Below are 13,838 nucleotides of genomic sequence, written 5' to 3'. Positions count from 1 at the left end.
ATTTTCTACCATCCGCCACCCGCCGCTGGGCGTACACCTGCGCGGCAGTTATAATCAGCCGATTTCCCCTTCGCCAAGACACCGAACCCATGACTGAGTCCGTTCTTGACTATATGACCCGCCTGGGTCGCGCTGCCCGTGAGGCTTCCCGGGTGATCGGTCGTGCCAGCACCGCGCAGAAGAACCGCGCCCTGCAAGCTGCCGCCGATGCACTGGACGCCGCTCGTGCCGAGCTGACCGCTGCCAACGAGCTGGACCTGGCCGCCGGCCGTGCCAACGGCCTGGAACCGGCGCTGCTCGACCGCCTGGCGCTGACCCCGGCGCGTATCGACGGCATGATCACCGGCCTGCGGCAGGTGGCCAGCCTGCCGGACCCGGTCGGTGCCATCCGCGACATGAGCTACCGCCCATCCGGTATCCAGGTTGGCAAGATGCGTACGCCGCTGGGGGTGATCGGGATCATCTACGAGTCGCGCCCGAACGTGACCATCGATGCCGCCAGCCTGTGCCTGAAGTCGGGTAACGCGACTATCCTGCGTGGCGGCTCCGAAGCCATCCACTCCAACCGCGCCATCGCCACCTGCATCCAGCGTGGCCTGGCCGCCGCCGGCCTGCCGGCAGCCGTGGTGCAGGTGGTCGAGACTACCGATCGCGAAGCCGTGGGCGCGCTGATCAGCATGCCGGAATTCGTCGACGTCATCGTGCCGCGCGGTGGCCGTGGCCTGATCGAACGCATCAGCCGCGATGCCCGCGTGCCGGTGATCAAGCACCTGGACGGTATCTGCCACGTCTACGTCAGCCAGCATGCCGACCTGGACAAGGCCTGGCGCGTGGCGTTCAACGCCAAGACTTACCGCTATGGCATCTGTGGTGCCATGGAAACGCTGCTGGTCGACCAGCAGGTGGCCGAGCGCTTCCTGCCGGAAATGGCCCGCCGCTTCCAGGAGAAGGGCGTCGAATTGCGTGGCTGCGAGCGCACCCGGGCGATCATCGAGGCCAAACCGGCCACCGAGGCCGACTGGCACACCGAGTACCTCGACGCGATCCTGTCGATCCGTGTGGTCGACGGCCTGGACCAGGCCATCGAGCACATCAACCACTATGGCTCGCACCACACCGATTCGATCATCAGCGAATACCAGGGTGAAGCCCGCCAGTTCATGGCCGAGGTCGACTCGGCGTCGGTCATGCTCAATACCCCGACCTGCTTCGCCGACGGCTTCGAGTACGGCCTGGGTGCGGAAATCGGCATTTCCACCGACAAGCTGCATGCCCGTGGCCCGGTCGGCCTGGAAGGCCTGACCTGCGAGAAGTACGTAGTGATCGGCGACGGCCAGCTGCGCGGCCAGGAGTCCTGCTGAGTTGAGCAAGGCCCAGGCAGTCCGGCGCATCGGCATTCTTGGCGGCACCTTCGACCCCGTGCACATCGGCCACCTGCGCAGCGCGCTGGAAGTGGCCGAGTTCATGGGGCTGGACGAGCTGCGCCTGCTGCCCAACGCCCGGCCGCCACACCGCGACACCCCGCAGGTGGCCGCGCAGGACCGCCTGGCCATGGTGCAGGGCGCCGTGCAGGGCGTGCCCTGCCTGAGCGTGGATGCCCGCGAGCTGGCGCGCGACAAGCCGTCGTACACCATTGACACGCTGGAATCGATCCGCACCGAACTGGGCGCCAACGACCAGCTGTTCCTGGTGCTGGGCTGGGATGCCTTCTGTGGCCTGCCCGGCTGGCACCGCTGGGAAGAATTGCTGCAACACTGTCACATCCTGGTGCTGCAACGCCCGGATGCCGACGTAGAACCCCCTGACGAGCTGCGCAACCTGCTGGCTGCGCGCTCGGAGAGCGATCCCACCGCCATGTCCGGCCCGGCGGGAAATATTTCGTTCGTCTGGCAGACGCCGCTTGCGGTGTCGGCTACACAGATCCGACAGCTGCTGGCCAGCGGCAAATCGGTGAGGTTCCTGGTGCCGGACGCCGTACTGGCCTACATCGAGGCGCACGAACTGTATCGTGCACCTAACTGACGGTGCCTCTGGCGCCTCATCCAACGAGTTGAACGAGTTTTATATGACCAAGCAGAAAATCCACGGCGAAGAACTGGTCGCCCTGACCAAGGCAGCGCTGGAAGACGTCAAGGCCCAGGACATCCAGGTCATCGACGTGCGCGAAAAGCACAGCCTGACCGACTACATGATCATTGCCACCGGTACCTCCAACCGCCAGATCAACGCGATGCTGGAAAAGGTCCGCGAAGCGGTCAAGGCCAAGGGTGCCCAGCCACTGGGCGAAGAAGGCAAGGGCGACAGCGACTGGGTGCTGCTGGACCTGAACGACGTCATCGTGCACATGATGACCGCCGCTGCCCGCCAGTTCTACGACCTGGAGCGCCTGTGGCAGGGTGCCGAGCAAAGCCGTGCCGCCGATGGCAAGCACCACAGCCCGGACCATGCCCACGAGTACTCCGACAAGCTCAAGGACCGGGAATAAGGAAGCACTGTGCGTCTGCGCCTGATCGCGGTCGGCTCGCGCATGCCGAAGTGGGTCGAGGAAGGCTGGCATGAATATGCCAAGCGCCTGCCTGCCGAGCTGTCGCTGGAGCTGTTGGAAATCCCGCTGAACACCCGTGGCAAGAATGCCGACGTCGCCCGCCTGATCCGTCAGGAGGGCGAGGCCATGCTGAGCAAGGTTCAGCCAGGGGAACGCATCGTCACCCTCGAGGTCCATGGCAAGCCCTGGAGTACCGAGCAACTGGCGACCGAGCTGGACCGCTGGCGCCTGGATGCGCGCACGGTGAATTTGATGGTGGGCGGCCCGGAAGGCCTGGCGCCCGAGGTCTGTGCGCGCGCCGAGCAACGCTGGTCGCTGTCGCCGCTGACCTTGCCGCACCCATTGGTAAGGATACTCATCGGCGAGCAGATCTACCGCGCCTGGACCGTGTTGTCCGGGCATCCTTACCATAAATGAGCCTGTAAGCAGTCCGATGTCGCAGCCGATCCGTCTCAAGGACCACGAGAAAGACGCCCGTCTGGTGCGCAACCGCGTCGTGGTCGGCGCAGTGGCGATCATGCTGCTCATTTGCGTGCTGATCGCGCGGCTGTACTACCTGCAGGTCATCCAGCACGACTATCACTCGACGCTGTCGGAGAACAACCGGGTGCATGTGCAGCCGATCCCGCCGACCCGCGGGCTGATCTTCGACCGCAACGGGGTGATCGTCGCCGACAACCGGCCCAGCTTCAGCCTTTCGATGACCCGCGAACGTGCGGGTAACTGGCAGGAAGTGCTGGATACCATCGTCGAAGTGCTGGAACTGACACCCGACGACCGCGCCCTGTTCGAGAAGCGCATGCGCCAGGGCCGCCGGCCGTTCGAGCCGGTGCCGATCCTGTTCGAACTCAACGAAGAGCAGATCGCCCGCGTGGCGGTGAACCAGTTCCGCCTGCCGGGCGTGGAAGTGGTGGCCCAATTGGTGCGCCATTACCCGCAGGGCGCACACTTCGCCCATTCGGTGGGGTATGTGGGGCGGATCAACGAGAAAGAGCTGAAAACCCTCGACCCGGTGAACTACAGCGGCACCCACCACATCGGCAAGACCGGCATCGAACGCTTCTACGAAGCCGACCTGCATGGCCAGGTGGGCTACGAGGAAGTCGAGACCAACGCCCGTGGCCGTGTGCTGCGGGTGCTCAAGCGTACCGACCCGAAACCGGGCAAGGACATCGTGCTGAGCCTGGACATCAAGCTGCAGGAGGCCGCCGAGGCCGCCCTGGGTGGCCGGCGTGGCGCGGTGGTGGCGCTCGACCCGCGTACCGGCGAGGTGCTGGCGATGGTCAGCCAGCCCAGCTTCGACCCCAACCTGTTCGTCACCGGCATCGGCTTCAAGGCCTATGCCGAACTGCGCGACTCGATCGACCGACCGCTGTTCAACCGCGTGCTGCGCGGCCTGTACCCGCCAGGTTCGACCATCAAGCCGGCGGTGGCCATCGCCGGCCTGGACAGCGGCGTGGTCAATGCCGGCAGCCGGGTGTTCGACCCGGGCTACTACCAGCTGCCCAACTACGACCACAAATACCGTAACTGGAACCGCTCGGGCGATGGCTGGGTCGACCTGGACACCGCGATCATGCGCTCCAACGACACCTACTTCTACGACCTTGCCCACAAGATGGGCATCGATCGGCTGTCCAGCTACATGAACAAGTTCGGCATCGGCCAGCGGGTTTCCCTCGACATGTTCGAGGAATCCGCCGGGCTGATGCCGTCGCGCGAATGGAAGCGCGCCACTCGCCGCCAGGCCTGGTTCCCCGGCGAAACCCTGATCCTCGGCATCGGCCAGGGCTACATGCAGACCACGCCGCTGCAACTGGCCCAGGCCACTGCGCTGATCGCCAACAAGGGCGTGTGGAACCGCCCGCACCTGGCCAAGACCATCGAAGGCCAGCCGCCGGTGGACGACAACCCCATGGAAAACATCGTGCTGCGTGACAAGTCCGACTGGGCCAAGGTTACCCATGGCATGGAGCAGGTGATGCACAACGCCCGTGGTACCGCACGCAAGGCGGCCATCGGCTCGCAGTACCGCATTGCCGGCAAGAGCGGTACCGCCCAGGTGGTGGCGATCAAGCAGGGCGAGAAGTACGACCGCAACAAGCTCCAGGAGCGCCACCGCGACCACGCCCTGTTCGTCGCCTTCGCCCCGGCCGAGGACCCGAAGATCGTGGTTTCGGTGATGGTCGAGAACGGTGAGTCCGGCTCGGGCGTCGCCGCCCCGGTGGTGCGCCAGGTGATGGACGCCTGGCTGCTTGACGAAAACGGCCGGCTCAAGCCCGAGTTCGCGCCTGCCACCGTTACCCAGGAATCAGCCCTGTGATGAACAATTTCGATCGCATGCTCTCCAGCGAGGATGTGATGCGTCGGCGCGCCAGCTTTCTGCAGCGCATCCACGTCGACGGCCCTTTGCTGATCATTCTGCTGACCCTCGCGGCCGGCAGCCTGTTTGTCCTGTACTCGGCCAGTGGCAAGAACTGGGACCTGCTGCTCAAGCAGGCCACCTCGTTCGGCATCGGCCTGGTGTCGATGTTCATCATCGCCCAGCTGGAGCCGCGCTTCATGGCCCGTTGGGTGCCGCTGGCCTACCTGGCCGGGGTGCTGTTGCTGGTGGTGGTGGACGTGATGGGCCACAACGCCATGGGCGCCACGCGCTGGATCAACATCCCCGGGGTGATCCGCTTCCAGCCCTCGGAGTTCATGAAGATCATCATGCCGGCGACCATCGCCTGGTACCTGTCCAAGCGCACGTTGCCGCCGCATCTGAAACATGTGGCGATCAGTCTGGTGCTGATCGGCGTGCCGTTCATCCTGATCGTGCGCCAGCCCGACCTGGGCACGGCGCTGCTGATCCTCGCCTCCGGGGCTTTCGTGCTGTTCATGGGCGGCCTGCGCTGGCGCTGGATCCTCAGCGTACTGGCGGCTGCGGTGCCAGTGGCGGTGGCGATGTGGTTCTTCGTCATGCACGACTACCAGAAGCAGCGGGTACTGACCTTCCTCGACCCGGAAAGCGACCCGTTGGGCACTGGCTGGAACATCATCCAGTCGAAGGCGGCGATCGGCTCGGGCGGTGTGTTCGGCAAGGGCTGGCTGCTCGGCACCCAGTCGCACCTGGACTTCCTGCCGGAAAGCCATACCGACTTCATCATCGCCGTGCTCGGCGAGGAGTTCGGCCTGGTCGGCATCTGCCTGCTGCTGATCGTCTACCTGCTGCTGATCGGCCGTGGCCTGATGATCACCGCCCAGGCGCAGACCCTGTTCGGCAAGCTGCTGGCGGGCAGCCTGACCATGACCTTCTTTGTATACGTGTTCGTCAATATCGGTATGGTCAGCGGCCTTCTGCCCGTGGTGGGCGTGCCGCTGCCCTTCATCAGCTATGGCGGAACTTCGTTGGTGACGCTGCTGTCAGCGTTTGGCGTTCTGATGTCGATCCACACGCACCGCAAATGGATCGCTCAGGTTTGAATAAGGTGAAGAATTTCATGCAAGCAGTGCGTAACTGGGCTGCCCGTTGTGCGCCGTGGATCGGCGCGGTGGGCCTGTTCGGCGCTGTACAGCTGGCCCATGCCGGCGATTACCAAGGCTCGCCCCAGGTGGCCCAGTTCGTTGGCGAAATGAGCCGCGACCATGGCTTTGCCCCTGAGCAGCTGATGGGTGTGTTCAGTGAGGTGCAGCGCAAACAGTCGATCCTCGACGCCATTTCGCGCCCGGCCGAACGGGTAAAGCCGTGGAAGGACTACCGGCCGATGTTCATCACCGACGCGCGCATCGCCCGCGGTGTGGACTTCTGGCGCCAGCACGAGGCGGTGCTGGCCCGTGCCGAGCAGGAATACGGCGTACCGGCGCAGTACATCGTCGCCATTATCGGCGTGGAAACCTTCTTTGGCCGCAACACCGGCAACTACCGGGTGATCGATGCCTTGTCGACACTGGGCTTCGACTACCCGCCACGGGCCGAATTCTTCCGCAAGGAGCTGCGCGAGTTCCTGCTGCTTGCCCGTGAGGAGCAGCTCGACCCGCTGACGCTCAAGGGCTCCTACGCCGGCGCCATGGGCCTGCCGCAGTTCATGCCGAGCAGCTTCCGCAACTTTGCGGTGGACTTCGACGGCGACGGCCACATCAATATCTGGAACAACCCGGACGATGCCATCGGCAGCGTGGCCAGCTACTTCAAGCGCCACGGCTGGGTGGCCGGCGAAGGTGTGGTCAGCCGCGCCTGGGTGGACGGTGGGCGCGCCGACGAAGGCCTGACTACCGGCATCGAGCCGGTAAAAACCGTTGGGGAGTTGCGCACGCTTGGCTGGTCGGTCCATGATTCGCTGCGCGATGATCTGCCGGTTACCGCCTTCCGTCTCGAGGGCGACAATGGCCCCGAGTACTGGATGGGCCTGAAGAACTTCTACGCGATCACTCGCTACAACCGCAGCGTGATGTATGCCATGGCGGTGCATCAGCTATCGGAACAGCTGGTTCAAGCACGGGGCGTCAAGTAATGCGCGCAATCTTCTCTGGCAACTCTTTCAAGCTGCTCACCTGCCTCGCCGTCGGCGTGGTGCTGGCCAGCTGTTCGTCCAACCGCCCGTCCCAGCAAAGCAGTGGCAACGTGGTGCGCACCCAGCCGGGCCTGGACATCAACCGGGCGCACAAGGACGGCGCGCCGTGGTGGGACGTGGATGTGAACAAGATCCCCGACGCCACGCCAACCGTGCATACCGGCAACTACAAGGCCAACCCGTACACGGTGCTGGGCAAGACCTACTACCCGATGCAGGACTCGCGCAACTATCGCGCGGAGGGCACCGCGTCGTGGTACGGCACCAAGTTCCACGGCCAGAACACCGCCAACGGCGAGCTGTATGACCTGTACGGCATGAGCGCGGCGCACAAGACCCTGCCGCTGCCGGCCTACGTGCGGGTGACCAACCTGGCCAACGGCCGCAGCGTGATCCTGCGGGTGAACGACCGTGGGCCGTTCTATTCGGACCGCATCATCGACCTGTCCTATGCCGCGGCGAAAAAGCTCGGTTATGCCGAGATTGGTACCGCGCACGTGCGCGTCGAAGGCATCGACCCGCAGCAATGGTGGGCCCAGCGTGGCCAGACGCCACCGATGGTGCTGAAAGAGCCGCAGGTGGCCCAGACCCAGGCAATCCCGGCCAGTACCGGGCGCGTCGAGCAATGGACTCCGCCGCCCCAGCAGCATGCGGCGCCGGTGGTGCCGGTGCAGGTGGCTGGCAACAACGTGCCGGCCGGCAGTGGCGGCAGCTTCCTGCAGGTGGGCGCCTTCGCCAACCCGGACGCCGCCGAACTGCTGCGCTCCAAGCTCAGCAGCATGGTCAGCGCGCCAGTGTTCATCAGCTCGATCGTGCGCAACCAGCAGACCCTGCACCGCGTGCGCCTTGGGCCGATCAACAGCCAGGGCGAGATCCAGCAAGCGCAGGACAGCATCCGCCTGGCGAACCTTGGGCAGGCCAAGCTGGTCACAGCTGACTGACCGCGTTGCCTTCTTCGCGGGCACGCCCGCTCCCACAGGGGCATGCGAAACCCTGTGGGAGCGGGCGCGCCCGCGAAGAAGGCAACACCAAACTGTCGGTTTTGTCATGAATTGCCGGGCGTGGGCATGTACAATGTCGGCTTTTGCCCGCAGCGACATAAAGCCGCACTTTGCGAGCCTGGCCTACGGCCACAAAAACTAGACTGACTGGCGCTGGGCACATGATCTTGCCCAGGGAACATCAGACCATTAGCGATTTTCGAGAGACGGATGAACATCACCAACCTTGCCAAACGACTTTGCCTGCCCGTACTGCTGATGATCACGCCTGCCGCCTTCGCGGCTGAGCAGATGACGCCGGCGCCACCGCAACTGGCAGCCAAGTCCTACGTACTCATGGATGCGTCCAGCGGCAACGTGCTGGTCGAGAACAACGGTGACGAGCGCCTGCCGCCAGCCAGCCTGACCAAGCTGATGACGGCCTACATCGCCACCCTGGACATCCGTCGCGGCCAGATCGGTGAAAACGACCCGGTTACCGTCAGCGAAAACGCCTGGCGTACCGGCGGTTCGCGCATGTTCATCAAGGTGGGCAGCCAGGTGACCGTCAGCGACCTGCTGCACGGCATCATCATCCAGTCCGGCAACGACGCCTCGGTCGCCCTGGCCGAGCACATCGCCGGCAGCGAAGACGCCTTCGCCGACATGATGAACAAGACCGCTGCCGACCTGGGCATGGGCAACAGCCACTTCATGAACCCGACCGGCCTGCCGCACCCGGAGCACTACTCGTCGGCCCACGACATGGCTACCCTGGCCCGTGCGATCATCAACGTCGACCCGGCCCACTACGCCATCTACTCGCAGAAAGAGTTCTTCTGGAACAACATCAAGCAGCCAAACCGCAACCTGCTGCTGTGGCGTGACAAGACCGTCGACGGCCTGAAGACCGGCCACACCGACGAAGCCGGCTACTGCATGGTGGCTTCAGCCGTTCGCGATGGCCAGCGCCTGATCGCCGTGGTGTTCGGCACCAACAGCGAGCAGTCGCGTGCTGCCGAGACCCAGAAGCTGCTGACTTACGGCTTCCGCTTCTTCGAAACCCAGACCTTCTACCAGAAGGGTACCGAGCTGACCAAGTCGCCGGTCTGGAAGGGCGCGACTGGCGAAGTGAAAGCCGGCCTGGCCAACGACCTGACCCTGACTATGCCTAAAGGCCAATTGAAGCGCCTTCAGGCTTCGATGACCATGAACCCGCAGCTCACCGCGCCAATCGCCAAAGGTGACGTGATCGGCAAAGTGGAAGTCAAACTGGACGAGAAAGTGGTTCACAGCGCCGACCTGATCGCCCTCGATGGCGTCGAGGAAGGTGGTTTCTTCCGCCGTATGTGGGATAGCATCCGTCTATTCTTCTACGGGTTGTTCAACTGATACGTGACCTGCATGCCCCCGCGTATCCTGCGGGGGCGTTGTTGTTGCCACGGCTTACGAGGCCGTTTCCGCCATGAGCGAACCAGACGTCAAGTCGCACAAGATCGAATTCCCCTGCGACGATTACCCGATCAAGGTCATCGGTGACACCGTTGTCGGCTTCAAGGACACGGTGATCGAGATCCTGAGCAAGCACGCCAAGGTCGACCTTTCCACCCTGGCCGAGCGCCAGAGCAAGGAAGGCAAGTACACCACCGTGCAATTGCACATCGTTGCCGAAAGCGAGAACCAGCTTCACGATATCAACAGCGCCCTGCGCGCTACCGGCATCGTGAAAATGGTGCTCTGATGTCCGCCTGCCTCGGTTTTCGCGAGCTTGGCCTGCAGCCCTACGAACCGGTGCTGGAGGCCATGCGTCGCTTCACCGAGCAGCGCAGCCCGGACAGCCAGGATGAAGTCTGGCTGGTCGAGCACCCCGCGGTCTTCACCCAGGGCCAGGCCGGCAAGGCCGAGCACCTGCTGGTGCCGGGCGACATCCCGGTGGTGCAGACCGATCGCGGTGGCCAGGTGACCTACCATGGCCCCGGGCAGTTGGTGGCCTACCTGCTGCTGGATGTGCGTCGGCTGGGCTTTGGCGTGCGTGAGCTGGTCAGCCGTATCGAGCAGACCCTCATCGACCTGCTCGCCAGTTACGATGTCCAGGCCGCGGCCAAGCCCGATGCCCCGGGCGTCTATGTCGACGGAGCGAAAATCGCCTCCCTCGGCCTGCGAATCCGCAACGGCCGTTCGTTCCACGGCCTTGCCCTGAACGTGGACATGGACCTCGCGCCATTCCGCCGAATCAACCCCTGCGGCTATGCGGGGCTGGCGATGACCCAGCTGCGCGACCTGGCAGGTCCGATCGAACTCGACGAGGTCAGGACAAGGCTGCGCGGACAGCTGGTCAAGCACCTCGACTACGCTGAGCAGACGACCCTCACGGGCGGAATCGACTGAATATGACAACTGTGCAAGAAGCCGTGCCGAACCTGATACCTACCCAGGATGCCACCCCGCGCCCAGCGCCGAAGAAGGTGGAAGCCGGGGTCAAGCTGCGTGGTGCCGAAAAGGTGGCGCGCATTCCGGTGAAGATCATCCCCACCGAAGAGCTGCCGAAGAAGCCCGACTGGATCCGCGTGCGTATCCCGGTGTCGCCCGAGGTAGACCGAATCAAGCAGCTGCTGCGCAAGCACAAGCTGCACAGCGTATGCGAAGAGGCATCCTGCCCGAACCTGGGCGAGTGCTTCTCCGGTGGTACCGCCACCTTCATGATCATGGGTGACATCTGCACCCGTCGTTGCCCGTTCTGCGACGTTGGCCATGGCCGGCCGAAACCGCTGGACCTGGACGAGCCGAAGAACCTGGCCATCGCCATCGCCGACCTGCGCCTGAAGTACGTGGTGATCACCTCGGTGGACCGCGACGACCTGCGTGACGGTGGTGCCCAGCACTTTGCCGACTGCATCCGCGAAATCCGTGCGCTGTCGCCGGGCGTACAGCTGGAAACCCTGGTGCCGGACTACCGTGGGCGCATGGATATTGCCCTGGAGATCACCGCGCAAGAGCCGCCGGATGTGTTCAACCACAACCTCGAGACCGTACCGCGCCTGTACAAGGCCGCACGCCCGGGTTCGGACTACGACTGGTCGCTGGACCTGCTGCAGAAGTTCAAGCAGCTGGTGCCGCACGTACCGACCAAGTCGGGCCTGATGCTCGGCCTGGGCGAAACCGACGAGGAAGTGATCGAAGTGATGCACCGCATGCGCGAGCATGACATCGACATGCTCACCCTCGGCCAGTACCTTCAGCCGTCGCGCAGCCACCTGCCGGTGCAGCGTTTCGTCCACCCGGACACCTTCGCCTGGTTCGCCGAGGAAGGTTACAAGATGGGCTTCAAGAACGTCGCTTCCGGCCCGCTGGTGCGTTCTTCGTACCACGCTGACCAGCAGGCTCACGAAGCCAAGATCAAGCTCTGAGCCAAGCACAGAGCCACGCATGCCGATGCGCGCCGAAGGGCGGCATCGGCATTTTTGTTTGTGCCACACGCGCTGCAAGGAGCCGCGATGAATTGCGCCGAAACCTTCCAACCCAGCCTGCCCGCCGCGCTGCCGCGTGATGCCTGTTTTGCCATTGTCGCCCCGGCGGGCGCGGCGCGGCTGGATACGCACAAGGTCAACCAGTGGTTCGTTGATCGAGGCTACAGTTGCCGCATCTACCCGGGTGCCCTTCAGGCTCAGGGCTACCTGGCGGGGCCGGACCGGCAGCGGTTGCAGGACCTGCATGATGCCTTTGCCGACCCGGCCATCGACGCCATTCTGTGCATGCGTGGGGGGTACGGCAGCATGCGCCTGCTCGACCAGCTCGATTTCGAACTTATCCGGTGCAACCCCAAGCCGCTGATCGGCTACAGCGACATCACCGCGCTGCACACGGCGATCTACCGGCATGCCGGGCTGCTCACCTTCCATGGCGGGATGCTCAATGCCGACCTGCTGGGGGCCAAGCTGCCGCCAACCGAGACTTCGTTGCTGGCGCAGCTGGGTGGGCATGTGCGGGCAGGGGAGCAGATCGTGCACCCAGCTGACTTCGCCTTGAGCAGCGTGCTGCATGGGGTGGCCAGCGGGCCGCTGCTGGGCGGCAACCTGTCGATGCTGGGCGCGACCCTGGGGACGATTGCCGAGCTGGATACGCAGGGTTGCATCCTGTTCATCGAGGACGTCAACGAGCCGCTGTACCGGGTGGATCGCTTGCTGACCCAACTGCGCCTGGCGGGCAAGCTGGAGGGGGTGAAGGGTGTGCTGGTGGGGGACTTTGCCGGGATTACCACTGCGGCGTTGACGCCCCTGCTGGAGGATATCTTCGCACCGCTGGGTGTGCCGGTGCTGGCCGGGTGGCGCAGTGGGCATTGTGACCCGAATGTGTGCTTGCCGTTGGGGGCTCGGGTAATGCTGGATAGCGGGAGGCAGACATTGGTGTTGGAGCAGGATTTGTTCAAGGCTTGAGATTGCCGGGGCTGCTTTGCAGCCCATCGCGACACAAGGCCGCTCCCACAGGAGAAGTGCTATCGCTTGTGGGAGCGGCCTTGTGTCGCGAAAGGGGCGCAACGCGCCCCCAGCAATCTCACTATTTGCGCAGGCTCTCGAGCAGCTTGTGGGTCGGATACCCATCCGCCGGCCACCCCAACCCCTGCTGGGCATTGCGGATCGCCTTGCGGGTATTGGCGCCAATGATGCCATCGGCATTGCCGGCTTCGTGCCCATTGCTGTTCAGCAGGTTCTGCAGCTCCATGCGCTCGCTGCGGCTGAGCGGCAGGTCTTCTTTCGGCCAGCTGCCGGCAATGAAGCCCCAGCCCGTGAAGCGATCACCCAGCAGGCTTACCGCCAGCGCGTAGGATGACGAGTTGTTGTACTTGAGGATGGCGCGGAAGTTGTCCAGCACCAGGAACGCCGGGCCACGCGCGCCCGCTGGCAGCAGCAGGGCGGCAGACAGCTGGTTGCTGCCCACTGGCAGCTGGGTACCGGCAGGCAGTTTCACGCCCATCGCCAGCCACTCGCTCACCGGCTTGCGCAGGGCGCCATCGGCCTGCCAGTAATCGAAGCCAGGCGGCACCTGGACCTCGAAGCCCCACGGCTGGCCACGTTTCCAGCCCGAGCTCTGCAGGTAGTGCGCGGTCGATGCCAGGGCGTCTGGCGTGCTGTTCCAGATGTCACGGCGGCCATCGCCGTCGAAGTCCACGGCATGGGTGTTGTAGGTGGTCGGGATGAACTGGGTCTGGCCCATGGCGCCGGCCCACGAGCCACGCATGGCCTCAGGCTGGATGTCGCCATGCTGGATGATCTGCAGCGCAGCGATCAGCTGGTCCTGGGCGAACTGCGGGCGGCGGCCCTCATAGGCCAGGGTAGCCAGCGAGCGGATCACCGACTTGTTGCCCTGGAACTGGCCGAAGTTGCTTTCCATGCCCCATACCGCGACCAGCACCTGGCGATCGACGCCATAGCGTTGCTCGATGCGGGTCAGCAGTTCGGCGTTCTGCTCCAGCAGCTTCTTGCCGTTGCGCACACGCAGGGGCGACAGGGCGCCTTCGAGGTATTCCCATACCGGGCGGGTGAACTCCGGCTGGCTGCGATCGGCCTTGATCACGTCCATGTCGGGGGTGACGCCGAGGAAGGCGCGGTCGAAGGTGTCCTGCGAAATGCCGGCTTGCAGGGCTTGCTGGCGAAAGCCTGCTTGCCATTGTGCGAAGGTTTGCAGAGGCTGGATTTCAGTGCTGGCGTCGGGCGTCGTGCCGGGCAGGGTCACCACCGGGGCGGGCTGGGCGGGGGCCAGCGG

14 protein-coding genes are annotated in these 13,838 nt (G+C 64.4%); 13 read left to right on the top strand and 1 reads right to left on the bottom strand.

Annotation, left to right across the window (positions count from 1 at the left end; translation table 11 throughout):
• Nucleotides 1–89 precede the first annotated feature (89 nt).
• The 13 genes from CAG46_RS00070 to CAG46_RS00010 all read left to right on the top strand — a co-directional run bounded on the left by CAG46_RS00070 (nt 90) and on the right by CAG46_RS00010 (nt 12,511).
• Nucleotides 90–1,361, top strand: coding sequence for a glutamate-5-semialdehyde dehydrogenase (locus tag CAG46_RS00070; RefSeq protein WP_085614811.1), 1,272 nt, complete (start codon nt 90–92; stop codon nt 1,359–1,361).
• A gap of 1 nt (nt 1,362) precedes the next feature.
• Complete coding sequence (nadD, locus tag CAG46_RS00065) at nt 1,363–2,022, top strand: nicotinate-nucleotide adenylyltransferase (protein ID WP_085614813.1); 660 nt, start codon at nt 1,363–1,365, stop codon at nt 2,020–2,022.
• 43 nt (nt 2,023–2,065) lie between these two features.
• Nucleotides 2,066–2,485, top strand: a complete 420-nt coding sequence (rsfS, locus tag CAG46_RS00060) for a ribosome silencing factor (RefSeq protein WP_013974359.1) — start codon at nt 2,066–2,068, stop codon at nt 2,483–2,485.
• A 9-nt stretch (nt 2,486–2,494) separates the two neighbouring features.
• Nucleotides 2,495–2,962, top strand: coding sequence for a 23S rRNA (pseudouridine(1915)-N(3))-methyltransferase RlmH (gene rlmH / locus CAG46_RS00055; protein ID WP_085614815.1), 468 nt, complete (start codon nt 2,495–2,497; stop codon nt 2,960–2,962).
• A gap of 16 nt (nt 2,963–2,978) precedes the next feature.
• Complete coding sequence (gene mrdA / locus CAG46_RS00050; RefSeq protein WP_025340768.1) at nt 2,979–4,868, top strand: penicillin-binding protein 2; 1,890 nt, start codon at nt 2,979–2,981, stop codon at nt 4,866–4,868.
• 38 nt (nt 4,869–4,906) lie between these two features.
• Nucleotides 4,907–6,010 (top strand): rod shape-determining protein RodA, encoded by a 1,104-nt coding sequence (gene rodA / locus CAG46_RS00045; RefSeq protein WP_015271941.1) that lies wholly within the window; start codon nt 4,907–4,909, stop codon nt 6,008–6,010.
• Nucleotides 6,011–6,027: 17 nt separating this feature from the next.
• Nucleotides 6,028–7,038: a lytic murein transglycosylase B gene (gene mltB, locus CAG46_RS00040; protein ID WP_025340767.1), complete on the top strand. Its 1,011-nt coding sequence runs from the start codon at nt 6,028–6,030 to the stop codon at nt 7,036–7,038.
• Entirely contained in the window at nt 7,038–8,039 is a 1,002-nt protein-coding gene (locus CAG46_RS00035) for a septal ring lytic transglycosylase RlpA family protein (protein ID WP_046613225.1), read from the top strand. Before mltB ends, CAG46_RS00035 begins: the two co-directional genes overlap by 1 nt.
• A gap of 270 nt (nt 8,040–8,309) precedes the next feature.
• Nucleotides 8,310–9,470 carry a D-alanyl-D-alanine carboxypeptidase family protein gene (locus tag CAG46_RS00030; RefSeq protein WP_025340765.1) on the top strand — a complete coding sequence of 387 codons (1,161 nt, stop codon included), beginning with the start codon at nt 8,310–8,312 and terminating at the stop codon, nt 9,468–9,470.
• 73 nt (nt 9,471–9,543) lie between these two features.
• A complete protein-coding gene (locus CAG46_RS00025; protein ID WP_003249736.1) occupies nt 9,544–9,819 on the top strand; it encodes a DUF493 domain-containing protein in 276 nt (91 codons plus the stop codon).
• Complete coding sequence (gene lipB / locus CAG46_RS00020; RefSeq protein WP_013974352.1) at nt 9,819–10,466, top strand: lipoyl(octanoyl) transferase LipB; 648 nt, start codon at nt 9,819–9,821, stop codon at nt 10,464–10,466. The genes CAG46_RS00025 and lipB overlap by 1 nt, the downstream gene beginning before the upstream one ends.
• A gap of 2 nt (nt 10,467–10,468) precedes the next feature.
• Nucleotides 10,469–11,485: a lipoyl synthase gene (gene lipA, locus CAG46_RS00015; RefSeq protein ID WP_003257574.1), complete on the top strand. Its 1,017-nt coding sequence runs from the start codon at nt 10,469–10,471 to the stop codon at nt 11,483–11,485.
• A gap of 87 nt (nt 11,486–11,572) precedes the next feature.
• Entirely contained in the window at nt 11,573–12,511 is a 939-nt protein-coding gene (locus CAG46_RS00010) for an LD-carboxypeptidase (protein WP_085614817.1), read from the top strand.
• A gap of 121 nt (nt 12,512–12,632) precedes the next feature.
• Here the strand turns inward: CAG46_RS00010 and CAG46_RS00005 are convergent.
• A partial coding sequence (locus tag CAG46_RS00005; protein WP_085707961.1) for a lytic murein transglycosylase occupies nt 12,633–13,838 on the bottom strand: 1,206 nt, incomplete at its 5' end.

It is taken from the genome of Pseudomonas sp. B23(2017), from assembly GCF_002113725.1.
GTDB lineage: Bacteria > Pseudomonadota > Gammaproteobacteria > Pseudomonadales > Pseudomonadaceae > Aquipseudomonas > Aquipseudomonas putida_Z.
The sequence above is the reverse complement of the archived record's forward strand: the minus strand, read 5'-3'. Positions and strand labels throughout refer to the sequence as shown.